Annotated in this window: 21 protein-coding genes and 1 other RNA gene; 2 read left to right on the plus strand and 20 right to left on the minus strand. The window is 52.7% G+C overall.

Going from position 1 to position 22,852, the window contains the following annotated elements:
* Nucleotides 1-150: 150 nt before the first annotated feature.
* From ssrS to ACI6NM_RS04545, 6 genes are all read right to left on the minus strand, one after another.
* Nucleotides 151-330: non-coding RNA, 6S RNA (ssrS, locus tag ACI6NM_RS04520), on the minus strand.
* A gap of 107 nt (nt 331-437) precedes the next feature.
* Entirely contained in the window at nt 438-1,100 is a 663-nt protein-coding gene (locus ACI6NM_RS04525; protein ID WP_262428048.1) for an HAD-IA family hydrolase, read from the minus strand.
* 78 nt (nt 1,101-1,178) lie between these two features.
* On the minus strand, nt 1,179-2,876 hold the full coding sequence (locus ACI6NM_RS04530) for a phosphoenolpyruvate carboxykinase (ATP) (RefSeq protein WP_215653796.1): 1,698 nt from the start codon (nt 2,874-2,876) through the stop codon (nt 1,179-1,181).
* A gap of 160 nt (nt 2,877-3,036) precedes the next feature.
* Nucleotides 3,037-4,062 (minus strand): cell wall hydrolase, encoded by a 1,026-nt coding sequence (locus ACI6NM_RS04535; protein WP_262428049.1) that lies wholly within the window; start codon nt 4,060-4,062, stop codon nt 3,037-3,039.
* Between the two features lie 326 nt (nt 4,063-4,388).
* Complete coding sequence (ybaK, locus tag ACI6NM_RS04540; protein WP_262428079.1) at nt 4,389-4,856, minus strand: Cys-tRNA(Pro) deacylase; 468 nt, start codon at nt 4,854-4,856, stop codon at nt 4,389-4,391.
* A 92-nt stretch (nt 4,857-4,948) separates the two neighbouring features.
* Nucleotides 4,949-5,677, minus strand: coding sequence for a YebC/PmpR family DNA-binding transcriptional regulator (locus ACI6NM_RS04545; RefSeq protein ID WP_262428050.1), 729 nt, complete (start codon nt 5,675-5,677; stop codon nt 4,949-4,951).
* A gap of 264 nt (nt 5,678-5,941) precedes the next feature.
* Between ACI6NM_RS04545 and ACI6NM_RS04550 the strand changes: the two genes are divergently transcribed.
* Nucleotides 5,942-7,876 (plus strand): S9 family peptidase, encoded by a 1,935-nt coding sequence (locus tag ACI6NM_RS04550; protein WP_252207636.1) that lies wholly within the window; start codon nt 5,942-5,944, stop codon nt 7,874-7,876.
* A gap of 63 nt (nt 7,877-7,939) precedes the next feature.
* Here the strand turns inward: ACI6NM_RS04550 and ACI6NM_RS04555 are convergent, their stop codons facing one another.
* From ACI6NM_RS04555 to ACI6NM_RS04595, 9 genes are all read right to left on the minus strand, one after another.
* On the minus strand, nt 7,940-9,301 hold the full coding sequence (locus ACI6NM_RS04555; RefSeq protein WP_022274198.1) for a hemolysin family protein: 1,362 nt from the start codon (nt 9,299-9,301) through the stop codon (nt 7,940-7,942).
* Nucleotides 9,302-9,391: 90 nt separating this feature from the next.
* Complete coding sequence (locus tag ACI6NM_RS04560; RefSeq protein WP_022274197.1) at nt 9,392-9,739, minus strand: type II toxin-antitoxin system PemK/MazF family toxin; 348 nt, start codon at nt 9,737-9,739, stop codon at nt 9,392-9,394.
* A gap of 153 nt (nt 9,740-9,892) precedes the next feature.
* Complete coding sequence (gene alr, locus ACI6NM_RS04565) at nt 9,893-11,047, minus strand: alanine racemase (RefSeq protein ID WP_262428051.1); 1,155 nt, start codon at nt 11,045-11,047, stop codon at nt 9,893-9,895.
* Nucleotides 11,034-12,629: an NAD(P)H-hydrate dehydratase gene (locus ACI6NM_RS04570; protein WP_262428052.1), complete on the minus strand. Its 1,596-nt coding sequence runs from the start codon at nt 12,627-12,629 to the stop codon at nt 11,034-11,036. Before ACI6NM_RS04570 ends, alr begins: the two co-directional genes overlap by 14 nt.
* 4 nt (nt 12,630-12,633) lie before the next feature.
* On the minus strand, nt 12,634-12,996 hold the full coding sequence (acpS, locus tag ACI6NM_RS04575; RefSeq protein ID WP_022272347.1) for a holo-ACP synthase: 363 nt from the start codon (nt 12,994-12,996) through the stop codon (nt 12,634-12,636).
* Nucleotides 12,993-13,661 (minus strand): redox-sensing transcriptional repressor Rex, encoded by a 669-nt coding sequence (locus ACI6NM_RS04580; protein ID WP_022272346.1) that lies wholly within the window; start codon nt 13,659-13,661, stop codon nt 12,993-12,995. Before ACI6NM_RS04580 ends, acpS begins: the two co-directional genes overlap by 4 nt.
* A 399-nt stretch (nt 13,662-14,060) precedes the next feature.
* The gene (locus ACI6NM_RS04585) at nt 14,061-14,825 is read right to left on the minus strand and encodes a hypothetical protein (RefSeq protein ID WP_438501050.1); all 765 of its coding nucleotides are present in this window, start codon (nt 14,823-14,825) and stop codon (nt 14,061-14,063) included.
* Nucleotides 14,826-14,833: 8 nt separating this feature from the next.
* Nucleotides 14,834-15,535 carry an ATP-binding cassette domain-containing protein gene (locus tag ACI6NM_RS04590; RefSeq protein WP_438501051.1) on the minus strand — a complete coding sequence of 234 codons (702 nt, stop codon included), beginning with the start codon at nt 15,533-15,535 and terminating at the stop codon, nt 14,834-14,836.
* A 112-nt stretch (nt 15,536-15,647) separates the two neighbouring features.
* Complete coding sequence (locus ACI6NM_RS04595; protein ID WP_262428056.1) at nt 15,648-16,223, minus strand: hypothetical protein; 576 nt, start codon at nt 16,221-16,223, stop codon at nt 15,648-15,650.
* Nucleotides 16,224-16,547: 324 nt separating this feature from the next.
* Here ACI6NM_RS04595 and abc-f point away from each other — a divergent pair, with 324 nt between their 5' ends.
* Complete coding sequence (abc-f, locus tag ACI6NM_RS04600; RefSeq protein WP_262428057.1) at nt 16,548-18,563, plus strand: ribosomal protection-like ABC-F family protein; 2,016 nt, start codon at nt 16,548-16,550, stop codon at nt 18,561-18,563.
* A gap of 33 nt (nt 18,564-18,596) precedes the next feature.
* Here the strand turns inward: abc-f and ACI6NM_RS04605 are convergent, their stop codons facing one another.
* From ACI6NM_RS04605 to rpoD, 5 genes are all read right to left on the minus strand, one after another.
* Nucleotides 18,597-19,784, minus strand: a complete 1,188-nt coding sequence (locus ACI6NM_RS04605; RefSeq protein ID WP_262428058.1) for an esterase/lipase family protein — start codon at nt 19,782-19,784, stop codon at nt 18,597-18,599.
* Between the two features lie 27 nt (nt 19,785-19,811).
* The gene (locus ACI6NM_RS04610; protein ID WP_022273157.1) at nt 19,812-20,654 is read right to left on the minus strand and encodes an Mrp/NBP35 family ATP-binding protein; all 843 of its coding nucleotides are present in this window, start codon (nt 20,652-20,654) and stop codon (nt 19,812-19,814) included.
* 33 nt (nt 20,655-20,687) lie between these two features.
* A complete protein-coding gene (locus ACI6NM_RS04615; protein ID WP_022273158.1) occupies nt 20,688-20,951 on the minus strand; it encodes an HPr family phosphocarrier protein in 264 nt (87 codons plus the stop codon).
* Between the two features lie 60 nt (nt 20,952-21,011).
* Nucleotides 21,012-21,632 (minus strand): epoxyqueuosine reductase QueH, encoded by a 621-nt coding sequence (locus ACI6NM_RS04620; RefSeq protein WP_262428059.1) that lies wholly within the window; start codon nt 21,630-21,632, stop codon nt 21,012-21,014.
* 65 nt (nt 21,633-21,697) lie between these two features.
* Nucleotides 21,698-22,825 carry an RNA polymerase sigma factor RpoD gene (gene rpoD / locus ACI6NM_RS04625; RefSeq protein WP_022273160.1) on the minus strand — a complete coding sequence of 376 codons (1,128 nt, stop codon included), beginning with the start codon at nt 22,823-22,825 and terminating at the stop codon, nt 21,698-21,700.
* Nucleotides 22,826-22,852: the final 27 nt, after the last annotated feature.

Raw genomic sequence — 22,852 nt, forward strand, 5'->3', positions numbered from 1 at the left:
CGTCTCCTCGGCAGATTTTTCCATTATGTATCGTTTTCACTTCTATACCATATCACATTTTCCGGCAATTAGAAAGGGCCAGATTGCGGTCCCGGCAAAATATCCGCTAAAAAACAGGAAAGCAGCGATTGCTCGCTGCTTTTATCTTTTGCAAATCCCAAAATGCCGGTTCCTGCATAATTGACTCCTAGCATTGCTAGGTGGGCGACCGCACTTAAACTTCTGCCTTCCACTCATACGGAGGCCTGACATCCGTTTAAAAATATAGGAATCCCGTTTGTCATAATGTAGGTTCAAAATAAACAGGAGTATCGAACATTCCAGGAATTGCTGTCCTGTTTTCTTATGGACCTATTATAGCTCATATGTCTGCTTTTTTCAAGTTCCATTTACTGCCGTAATTTTAAATATTTTGTGAAGACTGTTCTGTATTTTTCTTACAGCTCCTTAAGAAGCTCCAGAAGCGTCTCCGGCGTTTCTGTAATCCAGTCCGCTCCGGCCTCTGAAAGCTCCTCCCGGCCTCCGTATCCATAAAGGACACCCACCGAGGAGATCCCTGTTTTTTCCGCTCCCTCAATGTCATGGCGGCGGTCCCCCACCATAATGATCTCGTCCTTCTTCTCAAGCCCGCAGGAATCCATCACATACTGGATCACCTGGTCCTTTTTCACCCGCAGTTTTTCTCCGCCGTCGTCCTCTGCCCCGCCTACGAACCGGAAATATTTTGTAAGCCCGAAATGGTCCAGGACCCGCTTTGCCATATCCTCCGGCTTGGATGTTGCCACATAAAGCTCCTTTCCCGCATTCCGAAGGCTCTTCAGCATGGCCTCCACTCCTGGAAACGGCGCGTTCTCCATCCATCCCTTTACGTTATAATATTCCCGGAATACAAAAACCGCCTCATGGGCGTCATGATCCGGAAAATCATAAAACTCCTTAAAGCTTTCCGGCAGCGGCGGTCCCACAAAGGGCTTCAGGACATTCAGATCGTCCACCTGGATGCCGTAGCGCCTCAGGGCATACTGCACGGCTCTCGTGATCCCCGGCATGGAATCGGTCAGAGTCCCGTCCAGGTCAAAGAAAATATGCTGCTTTCCCATGTCTGCTTTCTCCTCTCTGGCCGCTGGAGCCATGGTTAAAAGGGCGCAGGAAAAAATCCCTGCGCCCGGTTTTATTGCTTAATTCAGTTCTTTTACAACTCTCTCAAGGGCCTCAAGAGCGTCGTCCGGAAGCTTGTCGTAGCCTTCCTTGGCAACTGCAAATTCCTTGATCTCGTTGACGCGGTCGTTCATACGGGCCTTTAACTGGCTTACGTACTCCGGATCGTTCATATCCGGCACAAAGCCTTCCCAGTCCATGATCTCGATATCGGAGAACGGACCCCACTGATGGAAGTCTGCCTTCTTCTCAACGATGGCTTCCAGGATTCCAAGGGTGTCGGCCGGTTTTACCTTCTTGCCCATGAAATCGCCGGTGTTCACGATATAGCAGTCCACGTTCTTTTCCTCAACCAGCTTTTTGAATTTCTCATAGTCGTTGGCTAACGGATATGTACGGAACGGGTTTGCGTACGGAACCACAACCAGCTTGTTGGGATCCACGCCAGGAGCAAGACGCTCTGCGGAGGATCTCTTAGTTGCCAGGGTAGCGCCCATAACGGAAGCTAAGGAAGCCCCTTTTAATTTTACTACCGGCGGGATGGTCGGGTCCTTCATGATCCAGAAAATAGCGTTGACCGGGGAGTCGATCCTGTCCACACGGTTGGGAGACCATAATTTGGACTTGATGGCGCGGCCGTTGCCGTTTCTTACATCCTCTGTCACCAGCTGGATCTTTCCGTCCTCATCCAGGGTCGCAGAGCAGTTCTGGGCGGTCAGCAGGTACTGGTTGTCCGGGCAGCCGGTGGGATAATCGGCCGTCTTATCAAAGTATGTGGGCTCCAGTGCGATGGATGCGCAGGTATCTGTGTTGATGATGAACGCATCGTCGTGAAGGACCTTGATCTCGTACTTGCCGCCGTGTTTTGCATGGGTCAGGGTGGACTTACCGGATCCGGACAGGCCGTATACGGAAGCTACGTACTTGCTGCCGTCAGCCAGGGTGTATTCCTTCTGTCCGCCGTGGCAGGAAGCGTAGCCGTTGCGGTTTGCAATGGCCCATGCCATGGTCAGGGTGCCCTTCTTGTGCTCACCGAAATATCTCATACCAAGGATGCATGCGCAGTTGGTATCGGTATTGAAGTAGCACAGGGTCTTTTTCTGGGGATCGGACAGGCAGTCCAGGGATACGCTGGGTCTGTCGGAGCCGCACCACTGGGGATCGGAGAAGATATAGATATCCGGCTCCTTTCCGTCGCCCACGGGTTTGGATTTTTTGTACATCTTTACGTACTCATCAGACATGTACTGGAAGTTTAACATCCAGTTGTACATGATGTTTTCTTCTCCCTCCGGGATCAGAAGGTGGGCCTTAACCATAAATTCGGGATCCAGGCCTACGAAAACCTCTGCATGGTACATGGTTTTCCAGCGGGACTCGTAGATCGCGTCCATCGCTACCTTGTCAAGGGCTTCACAGTCCACGCCCGGCTCGCCTGCGATGCGGCGTGCAGTTGCGTAGCGGCCGGTGATGGCTCCGTCGTTGAATAACAGAACCTTCGCGTCCTTGTCCAGACCAAATTCCTCTCCTCTGTAAACGGGCATATCGGTCACGATCGTTCCTGGAGAATTCTTTGCTAATTCATAAGCCTCTCTCAGGGTATTTACCTTTACCACGTTGTTGCCGTAAAAAGCACCCTCGATGATGGATCTGGTTTTGGAAAAGCCCACTTTTCCTTTACCAATTTCGCTGATTGGGTAATAAGCCTTTGTTGACATTTGAAAAACCTCCTTGAATGTTGGTCACTAGATGGCTTTATTATCCCATCAAAATTGGATAAAGTCAATTCATTTTGCGATTTAATTTATTAGTTTTTTATGAATTTTGCATAAAAACGAAAAACCGGGACAGGTTTTCGTTTCCTATCCCGGTTTTTCACTATTTAAAGAACTCGTGGTTCCCATGTTTGAACAAAAAGTCCAGGTGATTGTCAAACCAGCGGACATTTTTCCTGCTGGACGCCCTCCTGTTCATAAAATACAGAGCGCCGTCAGAATAATCCTCTCCCGCCAGGGCGCTGTCCACAGCCTCCACCGTGGCGTCTGTGACCCGGCACCGGTTGATGGAGCCGTTGCCCACCGGCGAAAACTGATGTCTCTGGTAGACCACGCTGTGGACCGTATCCGGGAAGGTATCGCTTTCCACCCGGTTTAAGATCACATTGGCCACCAGGATCCTTCCGGTCCGGTCGCAGTTTCCAGCCTCTGCCTGGACGATCTTAAGCAGCGTCTGGTAATCCCGGTCTGACAGGGAGACCGATGCCGCCGCTTCCTGTGTTTCCGGTGCAGACGGCTGCTCCGGCCTACCGGAAGCCTCCTGGGCGGCTGCACCTTCCGCAAGCTCAGCGCTCTCTCCAGAAGCTGTCCCTTCCTGGCCGCCAGAGCCCTCCCGGACGGCTGCCCGCTCAGAAGTTTCCGCGCTTTCCGCGGCTTCTCCTTCCGGCGCACCGGAGTCCTCCCCGGCCGCTGCCTCTTCCTGGGCTCCAGAGCCTTCCGCAGCAGTCTCCGCTTCCTGATCCGGGTCTTCTCCCTCTCCGGCTTCCCCGCCTTCAGGCGTCTCCGCGCCGTTCTCTGCCTCCTCTTTTCTGGTCTCTGTTCCGTTTTCCGTGTCCGCGGCCTCCTCAGCCGCCATTATGCTTTCTGGATCACGTTTCTCTTCGTCTGTATTTCCATCATGCGTTCCCTCTTCCTGGCCGCCGCTCTCTCCCGGCGTCTCAGCAAAGGCCACCATAGCACCGTTTCCCGTCTCCGGAAAGCTCCCTGCGGCAAAGGTAATGGCTGTCACCAGAAGGATACCAGCCGTAAGGACTGCCGTATCCCGGCGTCTTTTGGCAGGTGCGCTGGCAGACAGCATTTTTATACTCTGGAAAACTGTCTGAAGAAATGAGTTCCATGTCTGCTTCATCGATTGCCTCTTTTCTCCGTTCTGCCTCCGGAAAGCCTCCAGGCGGCAGATGGTTATTTTTCCGTCTCACCGGACGGCGTCTGTGATTATAGGAGAACGGGAGGCCAAAAGTCAATAAGGCTTCTGCATTTTTGTTGTATTTCACAGCCTTATTTTTAACTTTTGTCATGATTTTTTAACATTTTGCAAGAACTTTTTCTTGATTTTCCTCGTATTTTTGTTACCATTGGCCCTATGGACTTTTAACATTTATTACAAATTTGTTAAGTTTTTATCCCCCACTTTAAAGGGGTTTTCCGGTCCTTTACACCTTATGTCAACCACTTTTACATGAGATCTGCCATTTCAGCGCCCACATACCTCCCCAGATCCGCCGGGGACAGGATCACCTGGACGCCACGCATGCCGGCGCTGACGGCGATTTTTTCATACTCCCCTGCCGACTTGTCCAGATAGGTGGGGAATCTCTTTTTCATCCCGATGGGAGAACAGCCGCCCCGGACATAGCCGGTGACCGGAAGGAGCTCCTTCATCGGAAGCATCTCCACCTTCTTGTCTCCCGCCGCCCTGGCCGCCTTTTTCAGATCCACCTCTCCGTCCACCGGAATACAGCAGACCATATATCCTGTCTTTTCTCCCCGGAGCACCAGGGTCTTAAAAACGCTCCCATGGTCCACGCCCATGAGGTCCGCGGCATGGCTCCCGGAAAGGTCATTTTCGTCCACCGGATATTCCTTTGCTTCATAGGCGATCTTCGCCGCATCCAGAAGACGCATCACATTGGTCTTAACCAGTTTCTTCATATTATAATCCCTTCCTTCTAAAAAACTCCTCTCCGTTTCATCCCTGGGACGATCCGGAAAGGAGCTTCTTTCATTCATATTGATTATTCGGACCAGTTGTGGAATACAGCCTGGACATCGTCATCCTCGTCTAAAAGATCCAGGATCCGGTTCATCTTCTTGATGGCGTCATCGTCGGTCAGCTCCACGTAGTTCTGGGGGATCATGGTCACTTCCGCCTGCATCATGGGGATACCGGCCTTTTCCAGAGCCTCGCGCACCTCGCTGAAGGCGTCGGGATCGGTCACCACCTCAAAGCTGTCCTCCTCCTCGGAGAAATCCTCAGCTCCGGCGTCCAGAGCTGCCATCATCAGCTCGTCGGCATCCATCTCGCACTCTTCCTTGTCGATGATGATCTGGCCTTTTTTGTCGAACATGAAGGATACGCTTCCCTGGGCTCCTACGTTTCCGCCGCCCTTGGTAAAGGCGCTCCTTACATTGGCTGCGGTACGGTTTTTATTGTCAGTCAGAGTCTCTACGATGATGGCAATGCCGTTGGGGCCGTAGCCCTCATAAACCAGGTTTTCATAGTTTACAGAGCCCAGGTCCCCGGCAGCCTTTTTAATTCCGCGGTCGATGGTATCGTTGGGCATGTTGTTGGCCTTGGCCTTGGCGATCACATCACGGAGCTTGCTGTTATTGGCCGGATCTGCGCCGCCTTCCTTAACTGCAACAGCGATCTCTCTTCCGATCACGGTAAAGATCTTTCCCTTGGCCGCATCGTTCTTTTCTTTCTTATGTTTAATATTGGCAAATTTGGAATGTCCTGACATTTTTCCTGCTCCTTTTCTTGTTTCTTCTATATTTATCGTATTTCCATCATAATCTGTAACGGTCATGTCCTTACAGTTACCATAATCCTAAATATTCTAGCATTATTTTAAGTCCTTGGCAAGAGCTTTTCTGTGGATTTTCCCTTCGGCCATTTTATTCATATTTTCCTGCCGGACGGCTCCGAAACAGCAACGTTTTCTTGACAGCTTTTACAGGCATGTTATAATAGAACTACATAATTATCAAAATATGGAGGCAGCACTATGAAAAAGATTGAAATCGATACCTTTTTGAAATTTCAGTTCGTAAGCAATCCTTCCTTCTCACCCGATGGAAAGTACATTGCCTTTGTGGTATCCAACGCAGACAGAGCGGAAAATACATACAAAGCCAACCTCTACGTTTACGATATGGCTGAAAAAAAGGTTCGGAAGATGACCAGCGGCGGCGACGCAAAGAGCTATGTCTGGACAAACGACAATACCCTTCTCTTCCCGGCTGCAAGATGCAGCGAGGTGAAGAAGAAACAGGAAGCCGGAGAAGCCCTCACAAGCTTCTATGAGATCTCCCCCGAAGGCGGAGAGGCCTGCCACGCCTTTACGGTGCCCGCAAAGATCATCGGCTTTAAAGCACTGCCCGACGGACGTTTCCTTATGACTGCAAGCCAGGATAATCATAAGGACACAAGAAAGAAATCCTATGAGGTCTTCGACGAGCTTCCCTTCTGGGGCAACGGCTTAGGCTACACCAACGCAAAGAGAAACCGTTTTGCCGTTTATAACAGAGAAAACGGAGAGCTTTCTTACGTGGCCTGCGACTGGACCGACTGCACCCAGTCCTCTGTCCTTGGCGATCTTCTCCTTTATAAGGCGTATCCCTGGAAGCAGAACGTGCGCGGTTTAAACGAGGGAATTTATCTCTATAACTTAAAGACCGGCGAGACAAAGACATTACTGGAGCCGGATACCATGCACACCGGAACCATCGAGCTCTTAAACGAAAATGAGGCTCTTGTGGCTGCCATCGACTCCGACTACCGCTATACCAATAAGTACAACAGCTTTTATAAGATGAACTTAGCGGACGGCTCCATGAACCTGTTTGTACCCTATGACGCCTCCATCGCCTCCGGCTCTGTGGGAAGCGACGCAAGATACGGCTCCGGCCGCGGCCAGAAGCTGTTAAACGGCGACTTCTACTTTATCTCCACCGTAGACGACTTTGCATGGTTAAGAAAGCTGGACAAGGACGGCAATATCTCCGACAGCCTCACAAAGGGAAGCTCCTGCGACAGCTTCGACGTCAACGGCGAACACCTGGTAAGCTGTGAACTCCAGGGAACAAAGCTTGCGGAGCTTTACCTGGACGGTGAGCAGATCACCCACTTCAACGACTTTGTTGGAGAGGAATATTCCGTTGTGACCCCCGAGGCCTTTTCCTTCACAGCCAGCGACGGCTATGAGATCCACGGCTGGGTGATGAAGCCGGCAGATTATGAGGAAGGCGTTTCCTATCCGGCCATCTTCCATATCCACGGAGGCCCCCGCACCGTATTCTCCGACGTATTCCACCACGAGATGCAGATGTGGGCCAATGCCGGATACTTCGTGTTCTACTGCAATCCCAGAGGCTCTGACGGCCGCGGCACCGATTTCGGAAACATCAACGGCATCTACGGGACCGTGGACTACCAGAACCTGATGGATTTCACCGACGAGGTATTAAAGAGATATCCCCAGATCGATACAGCCCGTGTGGGCGTTACCGGCGGCTCCTACGGCGGCTTCATGACCAACTGGATCGTGGGCCACACCGACCGCTTCAAAGCAGCCGTATCCCAGCGTTCCATCTCCAACTGGGTATCCTTTGAGCACAACTCTGATATCGGCCACACCTTTATCGTAAACAACCAGGGCGCCAATACAAGAGAGAATGTGGAGCTTCTCTGGAAGCAGTCCCCGCTCCAGTATGCCCCCAACTGCAAGACCCCGATCCTCTTTATCCACTCCGACGAGGACTACCGCTGCTATATGGCAGAGGGGCTTGCCATGTACAGCGCCGTTATGAGAAACGGCTGTCCCTCCAGGCTCTGCCTCTTCCACGGCGAGAACCACGAGCTCTCCCGCGGCGGAAAGCCGGAAAACAGGATCGACCGTATGACGGAGATCTTAAACTGGATGGACCAGTATCTGAAATAGGACCGTCAAAAAAATCCCCCGTCCGGAAGCGGCTCTGCTGCCTGCCCCGGACGGGGGATCCTTTTATCCTTCGTTTTCTTTTTCATGTTCCGGCCCGGCATCCCGTTCCGCCGCTACCGTCTGTATGATCTTATTCTCTGCCTTTACGATACTGAACCGGTAGCCTCCGAAGACCACCTGGCCCTTTTCATCATCCTCCGGCAGATGGCCCAGCCTTGAGATCAGGAAGCCGTTTAAGGTGTCAAAATTATCCTTATCGTCCTCGTCAAATTCCATCTCCAGGGCGTCCTCCACATCGTCCAGAGGCGTCATGCCCGAAAGCTGGAAGCTTCCGTTTTCCTTGACCACGATATCGGGCTCCTCGTTGTCGTATTCATCCATGATGTTTCCGACGATCTCCTCCAGGATATCCTCCATGGTCACGATCCCGGCTGTCTGGCCGTATTCGTCGATGACGATCTCCATATGGATCTTCTCCGACTGCATCTCCTTAAATAAGGCATTGATATTTTTCGCCTCCGGAGCAAAATGGGCGCTCCTTAAAAGGCCGTCGATCTGGCTGATGGGCCTGTCCAGATACTCCTCCTGCTCTGCAAAATAAAGCACGTCCCGCATATGGAGCACGCCTACGATATTGTCGATATCCTCCTCGTAGACCGGGAACCTGGAATTGTTGGCCTCTTTTACGATGAAATCCACCGTTTCCTTTAAGGTCATAGTGCTTTCCAGGGCCACCACGTTCTTTCTGTGGGTCATGATATCCGATGCCACTTTATCGTCAAACTCAAAGATATTGGTAATCATTTCCGCTTCGCTGGCTTCCAGCACGCCCTGATCGTGGCCCTCGTTTACCATATACATGATATCCTCCTCGGTCACCTTCTCATTGGAGGACCGGATATCAATGCCCACTGCTTTTAAGACCACAAAGGCCGCCACGCTGATGAGCCAGGTGAACGGCGAAAGCAGCTTAATGGCCCACTCTACCACCGAAAGCGCCTTATAGCAGAACCGGATCGGGCTCTTGGCTGCCACGTGCTTGGGGATTATAACTCCCAGGCAGACCAGAAAAAAGGCCACCGCAAAAAATGCCGCTGCCAGGGCCAGCCCCGCCGCAAGGCCCGGAGCCATCGCAAGCTTCACTGCCAGAAATCTCCGGATGTATCCCGCTGTCTGCGGCAGGGTAAAGGCTCCCAGCGCCAGTGTGAAAAAGCAGGTGACCACCTGGTTGGTGCGGACAAACTTCCCAGGATCCTCCTGGATCCTCAAAAGAGCCGCCGCTTTTTTATTTCCCTCGTCCCGCTCGTCCTCCAGCGCACTGGTGTTCAGCGCCTGGATCGCCGCCCCAAAGCCGTAGATCAGATAAAATACAGCCACGGAAGCCGCAAACAGCAAAATTCCTATCCACGAATTACCATCGTCCATGAAAAATCTTTCCACTCCTTTTTTATCATTTGTATCCTAATATAGCATCATTGCCACATTTCGTCAACAAAACTCCCGAAATTCACGCCCTTATGTAGCAAGCTCCAGGCTGATCCGCAGGGCTTCGTTGACTTTTTCCTGAAGATTTTCATCGATATGGCATATTTTCTCCCTGAGTCTCTGTTTATCAATGGTTCGCAGCTGCTCCAGGAGGATCACTGAGTCCCGGACCATGTCGCACTGTCTGGCGGAAAGCTCCACGTGGGTGGGCAGCTTTGCCTTATTCATTTTCGATGTGATGGCCGCACAGATCACCGTTGGACTGTGCTTATTTCCCACATCATTCTGTATGATGAGCACCGGCCGGACTCCTCCCTGTTCAGAGCCCACCACCGGCCGCAGGTCTGCATAATAAATATCTCCGCGTCTGATGATCAAAGGTTTCACTCTCCGAAATGGTTTTCAGGTCTCCCTGTACCGAAAGTATTGACACTCTACGATTACCTTATGCAGAACTGCCGCAAAATGATGCCGGAACCTGAAACCGGGCCGGCATTTAAAGGCCGCTTCCCCCTGGGACCGGAATGCTTGTTAAAGCTCCCCGGCCTCCCTGGTCCGTCCCCCGGACACATAGACCCTGGGCAGGCGTTTTCCCATGAGGCATGGGATCTCATAATGGAACCGGCCGCTTAAGTCCGCCAGCTCTTCCATGGTGATCTCCTCTGTTCCGTCCCGGCCCAAAAGAGTCACCTCATCTCCCTCTCTGGCCTCCGGGATCCTGGTCACATCGATCATCAGCTGGTCCATACAGATCCGGCCCAGGATCCTGGCCCGCGTCCCATGGACCAGCACCTCCCCTTTATTGGAAAGGCTCCTGGGATAGCCGTCTCCATAGCCGATGCTGACAGTGGCCAGACGCATGGGACGGTCCGCCACAAAGGTCCCTCCGTAGCTCACCGCCGCCCCCGGTCCGATCTCCTTTATATAGGTAATAAAGCTTTTCAGTTCCATGGCCGGTTCCAGAAAAAGAGCCTCCCTCTGTACCTGGTCCGACGGATACAGGCCGTACAGGATGATCCCGGCCCGGGCCGCCGTTCCATGGCTCTCCTTCAGATCCATGATCCCGGCGCTGTTGGCACAGTGAAGGATGGGAATGGAAACGCCCGCTTCCTTTACCATCTGCGAAAAATCCAGGAACGCCTGAAGCTGCTCCCGGGCAGAGGTCTTATCCGCCTCGTCAGCCCTGGCAAAGTGGGTGAACATGCCCTCTGTCACGATCCCTGGAAGTCCGGCGATCTCTTTCACCACCTGGGCCTGTTCCCGGCCGGGCCTCAGACCGATCCGGTTCATCCCGGTGTCCACCGCAATGTGAACTCTGGCCGTCATCCCCATGGACACCGCCGTTTCCGAAAGCCGTTCTGCCCGCGTAAGATCGAACACTGCCGTCCGGATCTCCTGCTCCACCATGCTCCCATACTGGCACTCCGGCACCGGGCCCAGCACCAGCACCGGCTTTTTTATCCCATTTCCTCTAAGCTCCAGTGCCTCCTCCGCCGTGGCCACCGCATAGCCTGCGGCGTCCTCTTCAATGGCTTTCGCGGTCTGGACCGCCCCATGGCCGTAGCCGTCGGCCTTTACCACGCCGATGATTTTCGTTCCCTCCGGCAGCACGCTCCGGATCGCCTTCATATTCTTCCGGATCCGGTCCAGATCCACCTTCACATACGCTCTTTTATACATTTCCATTGACCACCTCTCCGATACAGCCTGCCAGCTCTCCGGCCAGGACCGAGTGAACGCCGTATTTTTTCTCAGCCGCTTCTCCTGCCAGTCCATGGACATAAACGCCCAGGGACGCCGCCTCGCAGTCGTCCATTCCCATGGCTAAAAGTCCCGCAATGACCCCTGTCAGCACGTCTCCGGAGCCTCCCTTGGCCATGGCTGGAGAACCGCTTAAGTTTATAAACAGCTTTCCGTCCTTTCTGGCCGTCACCGTGGCCGCATCCTTCAAAACGCAGGTGACGCCGTACTGGTCAGAAAACTCCCTGGCCGCTGCCAGGGGATCCTCCTTGATCTCCTCCACCGGCTTTTCCGTCAGCCGGGAAAATTCCAGCACATGGGGCGTCAGAATGATATTTTCTGTAAAATACCCCTTCAGATACGGATATCTGGCCGCCAGGTTCACCGCGTCGGCGTCCATGACGATGGGCACATAGGCGTCGCTTAAGACTGCCTCCACCAGTGTCCTGGCATACTCCTCCTGGCCCAGTCCCGGGCCCAGGACGATGGCGTCAGCCCACCCCGTCTGGGAACGGATATACTCCTTAAATTCCCCTGGCTCCTCGCTGGCCCACTGGGGATCAAAGGAGGACAGCACCGCCTCCGGCAGCCGCTCCTGGATCACACTGCGGTTTTCCTCCACCGTCATGATCTTCACCAGCCCAGCTCCGGTCCGGTACGCCGCCAGGGCAGAAAAATACGCGGCTCCCGCCATGTTTTTTGCTCCGGCGATCACCAGGATCTTTCCATAGGTCCCTTTGTGGGAATCCGCCCGCCGCCTGGGGATCTCCATAAGATCCTCCGGTCCGTGGGCATGGACGTGCTCTCCGGCCTGCTCCGGATCCCCGGGTACGAAGCCCACGTCCTCCACAAAAAGCCGTCCGCAGTATTCCCGGCCCGGAAACAGGGCCTGGCCCACCTTCCTCATGCCAAAGGTCACAGTCACATCCGCCTTTACGGCGCAGCCCATGACAGCCCCTGTGTCTGAGCTGATGCCCGACGGCATATCCACCGCCGCCACCGGGACCAGCTCCCGCTGCCGTTTTTCCTCCATGAGGCCGATGAGCTCCTTATAAACGCCCTCCACCGGCCTTGAAAGCCCGATGCCAAACACTGCGTCAAGGATCAGATCGCAGGCCTCTGGAAGCGGATCGCCCAGGGTGAGGATGGGGATCCCCAGCTTTTCAGCGATGGAGAGCTGTACCTCCAGCTCCCGGCTCCGTTTTCCCTCCAGGGACGGAAGGAGGATGACAGAGGAAAAGCCCTGGAGCGTCAGCATCCTGGCCGCCGCCGCGCCGTCGGCCCCGTTGTTTCCAAACCCGCAGACTGCCCAGACCGTCTTCCTCTTCCTTTCCTTTAAAAGCCGCTCCCTTCCCGGACCATGCTCCAGGGCCTCATTCCCCGAAAGCCCCGGCTCCAGAAGCTCTCTGGCCCGTTTCACCACCTCCAGGGCCGCCCGCTCCATCAGTACCAGGGATGGGATCCCGTATTCCTCGATGCTTCTTTGATCCACCGCCTTCATCTCTGCGGCATTCAGCAGATCCTTCATTCCGTCACTCTCCTTCCCCCACGGCAAAGGCCATGGCGTACTCCCTTGTATTGGAAATGGATACCTCCAGCCGGAGGATCCCCTTTTCTTCTGCTGTCTTTCTGGCTCTGCCATACAGGTTCACATAGGGCTTTCCAAGCTCATCCCGGAGGACCTCGATGTCCCCTGGCATAAAGTCCCGGAAGCCCGTCCCGAAGACCTTGGCCACAGCCTCCTTCACAGCAAAATCGCCGGCAAGGACAGAGGCTTTCCCCCCTGCCTGCCGGCGCTCCCTTTCTGTATACACACGCGATAAAAAAGCCTCTTTTTCACAGGCTTTTTTCATCCGCTCAATTTCAACTAAATCACAGCCCGTTCCAAGGATCATACTGTTTTTTCCCGTTCCTTCCGCTCCCGCTCGTCCTGCATACTGCATACCCGGTAGGAAAGACGCATCAGACTCTCTGAAAGATGAACGTTTTCCACCACCACATCGTCGGGCACGTTGAGGTCCGTATGGGCAAAATTCCAGATGGCCTTGATCCCTGCCCGGACCAGACGGTCTGCGATCTCCGGCGCTTTGGACTTGGGGATCGTAAGGGCCGCGATCTGCACCTCGTTGTCCACAATGAACTGCTCCAGATTGTCAATGCTGCGGATCTCCACTCCGCGCACCACCAGGCCGATGAGCCGCGGGTTGATGTCGAACATTCCCTTGATCATGAAGCCGCGTTTTTCAAAGTTGGTATAATTGGCAATGGCCTGGCCCAGGTTTCCGGCTCCGATGATGATCAGGTTATGCTGCCGGTCGATGCCTAAGATCCTGGCGATCTCCGTATAAAGATACTTTACATTATATCCATATCCCTGCTGCCCGAAGCCGCCGAAGTTATTGAGATCCTGGCGGATCTGGGAGGCGGTGACCTTCATCCTGGCGCTCAGCTCGTTGGACGAGATCCTCTCGATCCCCTCCTCCATCAGCTCGCCCAGATAGCGGTAATACCGGGGCAGTCTGGAAATTACTGCCTTTGAAATCTGTCTCTCTTCTGTCATGTTGTGTCTTCACCTTCCTGTGTAACGATCAAATAGCACCTGCATACAGGGGCAGCACGCCCCGGTACGCCGATGCTAACATTATAGCATATCTATACATTTTGTCAAATCCTTGTCAAGTGGATCGGGAGGAAATTACGCTTACCAGTCCCCTCTGTCCATCCCAACGGGTACACGCGCCTGTGTGAAGCCTTGGGCCATATCTCGGAGGACGGCAAAACGTTTTGCGGTTTAAATCCACGATATTGAAAATGATTATGGAGCGGTTAAAAAGAATCAGACTTTGATGTTGACCTGTATATTACAGGCTCCAACTCCTGAATGATGTCCTCAGAAGTTTGAAATACATGACAATGATCCCAAATATGTTCTTACGCCAGACGAATCTGCCCGCCTATTCTAATAATGATCAAACGATCCGTATCTCCTCTCCCTCTCCAGCATGACATTAAAAAAAGAGACTCCTGCCGCCAGCCACAGGAGATTCAGCCCCACATATCCAAGGGAAATGAGCGCTGATATGGGCTGCCCCGAATAAAGTGTCTGAACGATTACGATTCCTGGAGCAAACGGTAATAAATGAAGAATACTGAATTTCTCTGTCTGTATCATGTTGATCAAAAACAGCATCGTCCCCTGAATGATCATAACCATCTGTCCTGTATTTTTCTCCCCCAGACCGACCGCACCGATCATAAGGCCGATCCCGTACATCCCGATTATGCTGGGAACGATCAGTACCAATGCTTTTAAAAAGAAAACTAAATTTGAAAAGTTTAAAATATGTACAGCGATTGAGAATACCAGAATGCCGGACATGGTGACTGCACTGATCATCAATGATATCATCAGACGGATCCCCATCAGAAGTATAATCGAATATCTGCTTTGGATATACAGCTCCAATGTCCCTCTGGATGCCTCCAGGCGGATGGTGCTGGTGCTGTATCCAAGAGCCATGGCGTTAAACTGCCAGAAAATATACCCCAGAAGCGTAAGAAACCGTGATTCCGCAGTACTCTCTCCAGATGCAGCCAGATAAAAAACAGCAAAATAGATCAGTGTAAACAAAGCAAGATCGCTGATCAGATTTATCCGGTAGCAGAGTCTTTCTTTTATATCAAGAATAATCTGATTTTTTAGTAATTCTAAATATTTCTGCATATTTCCTCCTATCTGATCAGCTTCTGATATTTTTTCATAATATCCTTATGATCTGCGGGTCCATGGTGCTCCAGCTTTATCCTCCCGCCAGACATAAAAATATACTCGCTGGCAATGTCAGAAAGAAAGCTCATATCGTGCGAAGATATTAAAAAAGTAATCTGATATTCCTGGTGGACTTTTTTTATAATGGATTTCAGTTCCTCGATCCCGTCGATATCAACCCCCAGTGAAGGTTCATCAAACAAAATCACCTGCATTCCGGAGCAGAGCCCACATAGCAGCGCAGCTTTCTTTTTCTGTCCCATGGAAAGCGTTTCCACCCTTTTATCCAGCAATTTTTCCATGGACAGTACCGGCGCCAGTTCCAGGATCCTGTCCGCCACTGCCTGCTTTCTCATTCCCTTTATGATCCCATAACACAGGGCATTCTCATATACGGAGTTTTTCTGACGCAGCCCACGGTCCCCACCTGGAATGTAGATCACATGCGTTCTGCACCACCGATCGTATTTTTCCCGGCTGCCCTGGATTTCAAGGGATCCCGACGCAGGATAGAGGATTCCCGCCAGGATTTTTAAAAATGTAGTCTTTCCAGCCCCATTGGGACCAATCAGTCCATAGATTTTTCCAGGTATGATTTCCAGACTGATATTTTCCAGGACTGGTACTGTTCCATAATCTTTTTGAATATCATGCAGCTTGATCATTACAATATCCTTTCTTCTGAAACCGGGATCATCCATCCCGTGCGGAACATTCTGTTTTATCACCATCGTTTCCTTCCCCTGTAAATTGCATCATCCGCACCCAGGAATTTATTTACCAGTCCCCACGCTTCAGCGCTGCCGACAGGCGGACCAGCCTGTATATCCTGTATACGAAAAGGAACGGGCCGGAAACGGCCGAAAGGATACAGGACACGAGGAAGATCCCCACATCGTCCTGCCGCTGGTGATTGGAGGAGGCCGCGTATTTCGCAGTAAATGGCTCCATTTTCAGCATATCCAGCTCTGCCTGATGGCGGAATGTGGGATAGTCGATGCGTATAAAGGAGCTGAAGGGCGCAAAGAAGCAGATCGCCAGAAACAGGATCCCTCCGGTCCTGGATGGATAAAACATATCGAAAAAGAACTGGTCATTCACCAGAACATTGCCAAAAAACAGAGGGACGACCACATCTCCTCCCGGCTTCTGAAAATAATAGACCGAGCAGATATGGTTCCGGAAGGCCAGCACCGATCCCACAAGGGCAGCTCCCACAAGGAAAGAAACGATCAGCCGCTTCCGGAGCTTTTTCACTTCCTTCCCGGCACAGTTCCGGCAGACGCCCAGCCTGGAACCCCTTTCGGTGAGTTCTTTATAACAGTCCCGACATATTTTCTTTCTCTCTGTCATACTCTGTTCCTCCCTTCCCGTCTGAAACCTCCGGTCCTGATTTCAATATTTTTCACACTACATCGAATTAATGTTTGTATTTAACAAAAGTATATCATTTTTTTTATTTTATTCAATAAATTATTTCTTACGAATGATTTCTTTTTCTTAGATCCACGTCTTCCCGTCCATGAAACCATTGAAAATCCCCCGGACCTATATTATACTATACTATTGACCGGGGACGCGTCGTCCCCGGTGAAGCCGTGTCCGGAGGCCGCCCTGAAAACCGGCTCCCGGCGGGAATCCGCAGTCATTATATCTGTACAATACTAGGAGGAAACTATGATACTGTCCTGCAGCAGCATCTGCAAATCCTTTGGAAGCGACGACATCTTAAAAAACGCTTCCTTTCATATAGAAGAACACGAAAAAGCCGCCATTGTGGGCATCAACGGAGCCGGGAAGTCCACGCTCCTAAAGATCATCACCGGAGAACTTCCGGCAGACTCCGGGGAAGTGGTCATCTCCAAGGGAAAGACCCTGGGCTATCTGGCCCAGAACCAGGATCTTTTAAGCCACCGGACCATTTATGATGAAATGCTGGAGGTAAAGCGGCCGGTGATCGAAATGGAGGAACGGCTCCGGGAGCTGGAGGTCTCCATGAAGCTGGCTGACGGTGAAGAACTGGAGGCCATGATGGATACATACAGCCGCTTAAGCCACCAGTTCGATCTCATCAACGGCTATGCCTGGAAAAGTGAGATCGTGGGCGTTTTAAAGGGCCTGGGCTTTCCGGAGGAGGAATTCGGAAAACAGATCTCTACCCTCTCCGGCGGCCAGAAGACCCGGGTGTCCTTAGGAAAGCTCCTTCTGACCAGCCCGGATATCATCCTTCTGGACGAGCCCACCAACCACCTGGACATGTCCTCCATTGCCTGGCTGGAGAATTATCTCTTAAACTATAAGGGAAGCGTCATCATCGTGGCCCATGACCGGTATTTCCTGGATAAGATCGTCACCAAGGTGGTGGAGCTGGACAACGGAAAGGCCACCGTCTACCTGGGCAATTATTCTGCGTACAGCGAAAAGCGGGCCCAGATGCGGGCCATCCAGATGAAGGCCTACTTAAACCAGCAGCAGGAGATCAAGCACCAGGAGGAGGTCATTGAAAAGCTGAAATCCTTTAACCGGGAGAAGTCCATCAAGCGGGCGGAAAGCCGGGAAAAGATGCTGAATAAGATCGAGGTGCTGGAAAAACCCACAGAGATCAACGACGCCATGGACATCCGTTTAGAGCCCAATATCTTAAGCGGAAACGACGTCTTAACGGTCCGGGACCTGGAGAAATCCTTCGGTGCCCAGCACCTGTTTTCCCATGTGGATTTTGACGTAAAGCGCGGCGAGCGGGTGGCCATCATCGGCGACAACGGCACTGGAAAGACCACGATCCTGAAAATGATCAACGGCCTTGTGACGCCGGATCACGGGGAGATCACCCTGGGCTCCCGGGTCCACATCGGCTACTACGACCAGGACCATCAGGTGCTCCATATGGATAAGACCCTGTTTGAGGAGATCTCCGACGCCTATCCAGGCATGAACAACACCCAGATCCGCAACACCCTGGCCTCCTTCCTGTTTACCGGCGACGACGCCTTTAAGCGCATCGGCGACTTAAGCGGCGGCGAGCGTGGCCGGGTGTCCTTAGCCAAGCTGATGCTCTCTGAGGCCAATTTCCTGATCCTGGACGAGCCCACCAACCACCTGGACATCACCTCCAAGGAGATCCTGGAAAATGCCTTAAGCCATTACGGCGGCACGGTCCTTTACGTATCCCACGACCGTTACTTCATCAACAAAACGGCCACCCGGATCCTGGATCTGACCGGAGGGAAGCTTTTAAATTATATCGGAAATTACGACTACTACCTGGAAAAACGGGAAGCTATGATGGCGGCCCATTTTGGGACCAGCTCCGACGGGACAGCCAAAACCCCGGCTGCGGGAGGCTCTGTGTTCTCCGGAAGCGTGCTCCGGACCGCAGGAGCGGCTGATTCCGGCCAGGCCTCCGTTTCTGTCCAGTCTGTTTCCCCAAACTCTCCTGCCACAGACACAAAGCTGGACTGGAAGGCCCAGAAGGAGGAACAGGCCCGGCTCCGGAAGCGCCAGAACGATCTGAAAAAGGTGGAGGCCGAGATCCACGACCTGGAGACCAGGGACGGAGAGATCGACGCACTCCTCTGCGACGAAAGCGTCTTCACAGACGTGGCAAGGCTCATGGAGCTTAATAAAGAAAAAGAAGACCTGGCAGCAAAGCTGGAGGTCCTTTATGAAAAATGGGAAGAGCTGGCGGAATAACGCCAGCTCTTTTTCTTCCTGTCCGGTGCTCTTTTATAATCCCCGTTCCTTCAGTTCCCCGGCCAGATGGATATAAAATTCGATTACGTCGAAGCCTTTGTAGTCCTCCCTGGCCAGATCGATCATGTCGCCATGGGAAATACCGCGGAGGTATGTATTCTTAAGAGTGCCCCTGAAATTGGTCCACCGTGCAGATTCCTCCGTCACAAGCCCGTCGCTCCCTGCGTCCAGGAGCTTCAGGATCCAGTAGGGGATACTGAGAAGCCAGCAGCTTGCCCCGCATTTCATCATGCTGGCATAGCTCTGGTAATACACGCTGGATGAATCTGGATATTTCCGGTTGAATTCCTGTGTCCAGGCACAGGATAACTGGCGGCTGGCAACATAGGCATTGGGCGCCCGGTCTCCCAGCATTCCAAAATACCGGTCCATAAGGCCGCAGATCCCCCGGTACAGAAAATCCGGCAGCTTCATTAAAAGATCCGCCAGCATGGAGCCGCGGTGGGGCGTACAGATGGTGGTCAGAGAAGCCACATAGGGGGCCATATGGAGGCCGCTGATGAGATATCTGGAATCCAGCCCGCCCTTGGAATGGGCAATGATGTTCACCTTCTCCTCCCCGGTCTCCCGGAGGATCTCAAAAATTTTTTCCTTGAGGATCCCGGCGTTTTCCTCCACAGTCCCCCAGGCCTCCTGGTGGCCGTAAAAGACCCTGGCTCCGTTTTTCTTCAGCGCCCTGGGGATCCGCCCCCAATAGTTAAAATAATGAAAATCCCGGAAGCCCACGCCGTGGACCAGCAGCAGCGGATATTTTGTGCTGCACACATTCTTTTCCGCCCGCACACCGTCCAGGCTGATCCTGTAAAGGATATGGTCCGTCTCCTGCTTTGCCAGACCGCGCACATAGAGAGCCAGGCCATAATTTAAAAACGGGATCCACAAAAGCATCCATACCAGCAGCCGTCTGGCGATCCTGAGCCGCCGGCACACCAGGCACATCCAGCACAGGATCCCCAGGAAACACACATAAGCTGCCAGAAAGCCCAGGATCAGAAAAATGCCGGAAAGCCCCGGGCCATGGGTCATCAGATCCCATATCCCGAGGCTTCCAAGGACCGGCATTGTCCAAAGGGTACACGTCAGCGCTCCCGTCAGGAGCCTTAAAAGCCTTACATGAAGCTTTTCCGCCGCTGTCAGCACGGCCTCATACCGTCCAGCCATTGTGATCCTTTCTCATCCGGTGTATTCTTACAGTTTTTCCACAGCCTCCGCTGCCTTCTCAAGGAATTCTGCCTTCACATATTCCACGGTTCCCTCGTCCACGGAGCCTGCGATCTCCGGACGGATGGGGATCTGGGCCAGCACGGGGATCCCGTACTCTTTTCCAACTTCCTCCACCTTGCTCTCGCCGAATACAGAGATTTTCTTTCCGCAGTCCGGACACTCCAGATAGCTCATGTTTTCAATGAGACCGATGATCGGAACGTCCATCTTTTTAGCCATGTTCACAGCCTTTCCGACGATCATGGAGACCAGCTCCTGGGGAGAGGTCACGATCAGGATGCCGTCCACCGGCAGGGACTGGAATACAGTCAGCGGAACGTCACCGGTTCCCGGAGGCATATCCACGAACATATAGTCAATGTCCTTCCAGTAGGTCTCGTTCCAGAACTGTTTTACAGCGCCTGCGATCACAGGTCCTCTCCAGATCACCGGATCGCTCTCATGCTCTAACAGCATGTTGGAGGAGATCACCTCGATCCCGGTGGAGGATACCGCCGGTACCAGAAGCTTTCCGTCCGGGGTCACGCAGAGGGGATCGTGGATCCCGAAGGATTTGGGGATGGAGGGACCGGTAATATCCGCGTCCAGGATCCCCACCTTATAGCCTCTGGCTCTCATCTGGCACGCCATTAAAGAGGTCACCAGGGATTTTCCAACGCCGCCCTTTCCGCTGACAACGCCGATGACCTTCTTTACAGAGCATCCCTCCGCCAGCTTTTCCTCAAAGCTCTTTTTATCCGGGACCCGGCTGTCGCAGTTGGCAGTGCAGGATCCGCAGTCATGATTGCAATTCTGTGCTTCACTCATTTTGCTTGATTCCTCCAGATATAGTTTGTTTCTTTATTCCTTTAAGCCTGTTTCAATGAGGGTACATACGGCTTCCAGAGCCTCCTCCTCATCCTTTCCGTCGCAGCAGACCTCCACTTCCGTTCCGCACCGGATTCCGGAAGCCATGACATTTAAAACGCTTTTGGCATTGATCTGCTGGTCTTTATACAGAATATTCACCTTTGATTCAAATTTCATGGAAGTCTGACATAATAATCCTGCCGGACGCAGATGGAGGCCGGAGGGATTTACAACCTGAACTTTTCTTGAAACCATGGACAGAACTCCTTCCCATTTTATACTCTTATGCAATTCTATAATAGTTTGGCAGTTCTGTCAAGGTTTGGCCTGGCGGCGGGAAAAGACGCAGCCGCAGTAGTCCTGGCGGTAAAGCCCGTATTCCCTGGAAAGCTCCGTGGACCGCTTATAGCCGTTCCGTTTTTTAAAGTCCGAATTTAAAAAGCGGACGCCATACCGGGCCCCGGCTTCCTCCCCGATGCGGTTTAACCGCTCCGCATCCTTTAAAGGACTGATGGTGAGGGTAGTGGTAAAACAGTCGAAGCCCCCCTCCTTTGCCAGCCTGGCGGCCTCCAGAAGGCGCAGCTTAAAGCATTCCGTACACCGGGCTCCTCCCTCCGGCTCCTGCTCGAGTCCCTTCACAGCCTCGTAAAAGAGCTCCGGACGGTATTCCCCGCAGAGAAAACGGACCGGGTGGACCGTTTCCATTTCCCGGATCAGCCGCTCCTGCTCCCTGGCCCGTTCCTCATATTCAGAAGCCGGGGAGATATTGGGATTATAGTAAAAGACTGTGATCGTAAAATATCTGGACAGGTATTCCAGCACATAGCTGCTGCAGGGAGCGCAGCAGCTATGGAGAAACAATGTGGGCGCCCGCCCTTCCTTTTCTATATTGGAAAGCTCTGCCTCCAGTTCCTTCTGGTAATTTCTCCGGTTCATAAAAACGCTTCCTTCCGTTGGAAAAGGACAGCCGGATGTGACTCCTGCTGCCCTCTTTCGTTTTCTTACAGGAAATCCCGGATCCGCTTGCTGCGGACAGGATTTCTTAACTTCCTCAAAGCCTTAGCTTCGATCTGACGGATCCTCTCCCTCGTTACGTTGAATTCTTTTCCAACCTCTTCCAGTGTTCTCGGATGTCCGTCCTCCAGACCAAAGCGCAGTACGATCACCTGGCGCTCCCTTTCCTTCAGGTCGCCAAGCAGTGCGTCGATGTGCTCCCTTAACATGACAGATTCCACATTTCCCTCGGGAGTCACCGCGTTGCTGTCCGCCACGAAATCTCCCAGGTTGGAGTCGTCCTCCTCGCCGATGGGAGTCTCTAAGGATGCCGGCTCCCTTGCGATCTGCATGATCTCCATCACCTTATCCTCAGACATTTCCAGCGCCTCTGCCAGCTCGGAAACAGATGGTTCATATCCCAGCTCCAGAGTCAGCTTTCTCTGCATCTTGGACATTTTATTGATGGTTTCCACCATATGCACCGGTACGCGGATGGTACGCGCCTGGTCAGCCAGAGCCCTTGTGACGGACTGGCGGATCCACCAGGTTGCATATGTACTTAATTTGTAGCCTTTTGTATAGTCAAATTTCTCTACGCCTTTAATAAGCCCCAGATTTCCCTCCTGGACCAGATCCAGGAAGCTCATTCCACGGCCCGTATAGCGCTTTGCGATGCTGACCACCAGCCTCAGGTTGGCCTCGATGAGACGCTCCTTGGCAGACTCATCGCCCTCTGCTTTTCTTTTGGCCAGCCGCAGCTCTTCCTCTGCAGACAGAAGCGGAACCGTACCGATCTCCTTTAAGTACATACGTACCGGATCCTCCGTTCCGATCCCCTCCAGCAGGTCGATCGCATCCAGGTCGATATCCTCTTCCATCTTGTCGTCTGAGAAATCGCCGTCCATATCGTCCATCAGCAGTGAATCATCTTCCGCAAGCAATGCGTCGTCGCTTATCGGAACCACATCAATATTGCTGTGTTCCAGATAACTGTAAATTTCATCCATCTGCTCCGGACCCAGATTGTCTCCGGTGAAAAAATCGTTGATCTCAGCCACGTCCAGCGCGTTCTGCTTCGATCTTCCCAGCTCAACAAGCTTTCTGAGTTTTACTAAAAATTGTTCCTTTTCCACGAGTTACGCCCTTTCAAGTGAAAAATG

This window comes from Pilosibacter sp. YYHA0881, from assembly GCF_051602715.1.
Taxonomy (GTDB): Bacteria; Bacillota; Clostridia; order Lachnospirales; family Lachnospiraceae; genus Alitiscatomonas; species Alitiscatomonas aceti.

Excerpts from the sequence above, each read along its gene's own strand:
- ACI6NM_RS04525 (WP_262428048.1), bottom strand. The coding sequence starts at position 1,100 with ATGGGAAAGCAGCATATTTTCTTTGACCTGGACGGGACTCTGACCGAT.
- ACI6NM_RS04530 (WP_215653796.1), bottom strand. The coding sequence starts at position 2,876 with ATGTCAACAAAGGCTTATTACCCAATCAGCGAAATTGGTAAAGGAAAA.
- ACI6NM_RS04535 (WP_262428049.1), bottom strand. The coding sequence starts at position 4,062 with ATGAAGCAGACATGGAACTCATTTCTTCAGACAGTTTTCCAGAGTATA.
- ACI6NM_RS04545 (WP_262428050.1), bottom strand. The coding sequence starts at position 5,677 with ATGTCAGGACATTCCAAATTTGCCAATATTAAACATAAGAAAGAAAAG.
- ACI6NM_RS04550 (WP_252207636.1), top strand. The coding sequence starts at position 5,942 with ATGAAAAAGATTGAAATCGATACCTTTTTGAAATTTCAGTTCGTAAGC.
- ACI6NM_RS04555 (WP_022274198.1), bottom strand. The coding sequence starts at position 9,301 with ATGGACGATGGTAATTCGTGGATAGGAATTTTGCTGTTTGCGGCTTCC.
- alr (WP_262428051.1), bottom strand. The coding sequence starts at position 11,047 with ATGGAAATGTATAAAAGAGCGTATGTGAAGGTGGATCTGGACCGGATC.
- ACI6NM_RS04570 (WP_262428052.1), bottom strand. The coding sequence starts at position 12,629 with ATGAAGGATCTGCTGAATGCCGCAGAGATGAAGGCGGTGGATCAAAGA.
- acpS (WP_022272347.1), bottom strand. The coding sequence starts at position 12,996 with ATGATCCTTGGAACGGGCTGTGATTTAGTTGAAATTGAGCGGATGAAA.
- ACI6NM_RS04580 (WP_022272346.1), bottom strand. The coding sequence starts at position 13,661 with ATGACAGAAGAGAGACAGATTTCAAAGGCAGTAATTTCCAGACTGCCC.
- ACI6NM_RS04585 (WP_438501050.1), bottom strand. The coding sequence starts at position 14,825 with ATGCAGAAATATTTAGAATTACTAAAAAATCAGATTATTCTTGATATA.
- ACI6NM_RS04590 (WP_438501051.1), bottom strand. The coding sequence starts at position 15,535 with ATGATCAAGCTGCATGATATTCAAAAAGATTATGGAACAGTACCAGTC.
- ACI6NM_RS04595 (WP_262428056.1), bottom strand. The coding sequence starts at position 16,223 with ATGACAGAGAGAAAGAAAATATGTCGGGACTGTTATAAAGAACTCACC.
- abc-f (WP_262428057.1), top strand. The coding sequence starts at position 16,548 with ATGATACTGTCCTGCAGCAGCATCTGCAAATCCTTTGGAAGCGACGAC.
- ACI6NM_RS04605 (WP_262428058.1), bottom strand. The coding sequence starts at position 19,784 with ATGGCTGGACGGTATGAGGCCGTGCTGACAGCGGCGGAAAAGCTTCAT.
- ACI6NM_RS04610 (WP_022273157.1), bottom strand. The coding sequence starts at position 20,654 with ATGAGTGAAGCACAGAATTGCAATCATGACTGCGGATCCTGCACTGCC.
- ACI6NM_RS04615 (WP_022273158.1), bottom strand. The coding sequence starts at position 20,951 with ATGGTTTCAAGAAAAGTTCAGGTTGTAAATCCCTCCGGCCTCCATCTG.
- ACI6NM_RS04620 (WP_262428059.1), bottom strand. The coding sequence starts at position 21,632 with ATGAACCGGAGAAATTACCAGAAGGAACTGGAGGCAGAGCTTTCCAAT.